Source organism: uncultured Streptococcus sp., assembly GCF_963545685.1.
Taxonomy (GTDB): Bacteria; Bacillota; Bacilli; order Lactobacillales; family Streptococcaceae; genus Streptococcus.
In genome coordinates, this window is record NZ_CAUUKN010000090.1 from 1 (window position 1) to 3,855 (window position 3,855).

At 41.5% G+C, this 3,855-nt stretch carries 4 protein-coding genes; 1 reads left to right on the plus strand and 3 read right to left on the minus strand.

Annotated features, from left to right (window positions below; all coding sequences use genetic code 11):
• The 3 genes from rarD to RWZ99_RS09090 form a co-directional block, all read right to left on the minus strand.
• Positions 1–607 (minus strand): EamA family transporter RarD (rarD, locus tag RWZ99_RS09080; protein ID WP_314678261.1); only part of this gene is annotated, 607 nt, incomplete at its 3' end.
• Complete coding sequence (gene thrB / locus RWZ99_RS09085) at positions 600–1,460, minus strand: homoserine kinase (RefSeq protein ID WP_314678263.1); 861 nt, start codon at positions 1,458–1,460, stop codon at positions 600–602. The genes rarD and thrB, both read right to left, overlap by 8 nt.
• Positions 1,461–1,543: 83 nt before the next feature.
• On the minus strand, positions 1,544–2,830 hold the full coding sequence (locus RWZ99_RS09090) for a homoserine dehydrogenase (protein WP_314678265.1): 1,287 nt from the start codon (positions 2,828–2,830) through the stop codon (positions 1,544–1,546).
• Positions 2,831–3,004: 174 nt separating this feature from the next.
• Between RWZ99_RS09090 and RWZ99_RS09095 the strand changes: the two genes are divergently transcribed.
• Positions 3,005–3,855 (plus strand): polysaccharide deacetylase family protein (locus RWZ99_RS09095; RefSeq protein WP_314678266.1); only part of this gene is annotated, 851 nt, incomplete at its 3' end.

A 3,855-nucleotide genomic window follows, 5' to 3' on the forward strand; every position in this document is an offset into this window, starting at 1 on the left:
ACTCCGGTGAAAAGAAGATGAGGTAGATGGCTACAAAAGGTAGTAAGAAACCACTTTCCACTAGCATGGCTACATCACTGGAAAGCTTAACCCCTTTTTTGATTAAACCATAGAAACCAAAGCTCAGGGCTAATCCCAGAGAAACTATAGGAAGTTTTCCTGTGTTGACAACAAGAAATAGCACTCCTATAAAAGCTAAGGCTACTGCTAGCCACATACTTCTGTTCAATGATTCACGAAGAAAAACGAGAGCAAATAGGATAGACACAATAGGCATAATGTAATAGCCCAGACTGGCTTGTGTGGCTTGACCATGTCCCACAGCATAGATATAAATCAACCAGTTCGCTGCTATGAGAAAGCTGGCAAGCAGCATGCGAAGCAAGACCTTCTTATCCTGCCAAAGTTCCACCAGTTCCTCTTTGAAACGTGTATTTTGCTTAGCGACTAGGGCATAAACTAACATAGTCACCACTGTAAAAACAATTCGCCATGAGAAGGTGTTATAGGCTGAAACACCTGCTAAAAGCTTCCAAAAAAGGGATAAAAATCCCCATTGAATATAGCTTGCAAGTCCAAAGAGCAAGCCTTGATTCTTTCTAGTCAACGACAACACCTGCTTTATCCACTGATAGGATGAAGGTTTCACCGTCTAATCCAAGACCATCGATAGCCCTTTTAAGAGCCTCAGCCTGATCATTTGGCGTTAAGGTCATAACTGTTGGACCAGCACCTGAGAGATAGGTTGCATAGGCACCGTATTGGCCTGACAATTCCTTAACAGTTGCAAATTCCTTGACCAATTTTTGTCGGTAGCGTTCGTGGAACATGTCTCCTTGGATAGCACGTCCCGCTTTAACCAAATCCCCTGCAAAGAGGGCTGCAATGGCAACGTTGGCAATAGATGATGCAGCTACAGCTTCTTTGTAAGACAAGTCACTTGGAAGAACCCCACGTGAATCAGACGTCTTAAGTTCATAGCTCGGAATGAAAGCGACAAAGGCACACTCTGGAAACTCTGTAACGATGCTATTAACATGTTCATCCACATAAGAGGCGACAACGAGATTCCCAAAAATAGCTGGGGCAACATTGTCTGGGTGACCTTCAATCTTGGTTGCAATATCAAGTTTGTCGTCGTCTGAGAGTTTCAGGTCTGCCAATTGATTGGCTAACTCAATCCCTGCAACAATAACTGAGCTTGAAGAACCAAGCCCACGCGCCAAAGGAATATCCGATGTCATCAGCAATTTATGGGGCTGCAAATCGGATGCAACTTGCAAGGCTGTTGAAATGAGGAGGTTATTTTCATCTGAAGGAATATCTCCCAAATCATGTTCAATATGCCACACGTCTGCTGGTTCAAGCACCTCAATTGTCAAATATTTAGAAACGGCAACACCCACAGAATCAAAACCTGGACCAATATTGGCAGATGTTGCTGGAACAGTAATTTTCATAATAACACACCAAAAGGAGGAAAGTCATTAGTGACTTTTCTCCTTGAATACCTTTCTTATACGCACCAGTATGGGCTTATCAATTAGTTAGACAAAACTTTCAATGTGTTGACAACAGTGAAGTCTTCTGCTGCTTCAAGTTTCTCAGTAACCGCTTGGAGTTGTGTCTTAGACATAGCATGTGTAATCACAACGATACGAGCTGTTGTGCCATTTGCTTTTTGTTGCAAGACTTGTTCAAATGAAATATCTTCTGAGTTGAAGATTTGAGACAAGTGAAGGATTTTACCTTTTTCGTCTGGCGTATCAAGGGCAAAGTAATAGTTGCTCTTAACGTCCGCTGGATTAGCCAATGGCAAGTCACGACGGAACTCGTTGAATGGTTTCCCAACATTGCCATCTGAAAGACGACGAGCAATACGGATAATGTCTGCCAAAACAGATGTTGCTGTTGGTTTTTGACCAGCACCTGGACCGTAGTACATAGATTCACCGATACCGATAGACTCAACAAAGACTGCATTCATGACATCGTTGACGCTAGCAAGTGGGTGATTTTTTGGCAAGAATGTTGGTGATACTTCTGCTGAGATACCTGATTCTACTTCACGCACATCACCAACCAATTTGATGACATAACCCAATTCTTGAGCAACAGCTACATCATCTGTAGAGATGTTAGTAATTCCTTTGTGAGAAACGTCGTCAAAATCAATTGTAGCACCAAAACCAAATTGGCTAAGGATAACTGCCTTATAAGCGGCGTCAATCCCTTCAACGTCGTTGGTTGGATCACTTTCAGCATAACCAAGTTCTTGGGCAGTCTTGAGGGCGTCCTCATATGACCAACCTTCATCAACCATCTTAGTCATCATAAAGTTAGATGTACCGTTAAGCACTCCTAGGATACGTGTTACCTTGTCAGATGTCAAAGAGTTAGCTAAAGTACGCAAAATTGGAATACCACCAGCAACAGCAGCTTCATAGTAGAAAGCTACACCCTTATCTTGAGCAAGAGAAATCAACTCTTTTCCATGAGTAGCAATCAAGTCCTTATTGGCAGAAACAACGTTTTTACCTGCTTCAAGCGCTTTTGTAATGAAGGTACGAGCTGGCTCGATACGTCCCATCAATTCTACAACGATTTGAATTTCTTCGTCGTTAAGGATTTCGTCAACATTTGTGACAAAATTGTAGTCGTTTCCGGCAGCAAGCAGACGATTTTTTTCTTCGTCATCTTTAACCAAAACTTTGGCAATTTCAAGTTGGTCACGTGAAGCTGCAAGAACCTTCTCACCATTTTCCTTCAAGAGGAAAGGAATACCGCTAGCTACTGTACCAAAGCCAAGTAATCCAATTTTAATAGACATTTACGATTTCTCCTTAAAAACATACATTTTTTTAATTGTACCACATTTCTATCGGAATTGACAGAATATTGTTGCCATTTAAGGAGATAAGTATTCTTTTTTTACTGAAAATTCTGTGCATTTTCACCCCATTTTTGTTAGAATAATAGCGAGACCTATTTGAAAGGGGATACAATGATTTCTCAAAAGAAAAAAACAACTCAAGCTAACAGAAAAAAATTGAACCTTCTTCTGCTTGTCCTAAACCTTGTCTTTCTTAGCCTGGTGGTCGTTTTTATGCTAAACCGACCAAATCAGTCGAAAACCAATCAAAAACAAGCTCAGACAAGTCAGTCTAAGAGTACAACTAAGTGGAAAACCTATGACAATCCTGTCCAAATCCCTATCCTCATGTATCATGCGGTTCACGTCATGGATCCATCTGAAGCCTCTAACGCCAACCTTATCGTTGATCCTGACCTATTCGAGGCACAAATCAAGGCCATGGTAGATGCAGGTTACTATTTCCTAACTCCTGAAGAAGCCTACAAAGCCTTCACTGAAAATGCCTTGCCTGCTAAAAAGGTTGTCTGGCTGACCTTTGACGATGGTAACGAAGACTTCTATACTATCGCTTACCCGATTCTCAAAAAATATAAGGCTAAGGCAACCAATAATGTCATTACCGGCTTTGTTAAGAAGGGAAATGCTGGAAATCTAACGGTCAAGCAGATGGAAGAAATGATGGCACACGGCATGAGCTTCCAGTCGCATACGGTTAACCACCCTGATTTGTCTGTCAGTGACAATGCGACTCAAAAGGCTGAATTAACGGATTCTATTGACTTCCTTGAAAATAAACTTAATACCAAGGTTAACACCATTGCCTACCCATCAGGTCGCTATAATCAAACAACACTGGATCTAGCTAAGAAAACTTACAAGTTAGGACTGACAACCAACGAAGGATTAGCTAGTGCCAATGATGGTCTCCTCTCACTTAATCGTGTCCGTATTCTGCCAACAACAACAGCTAAAGGACTTCT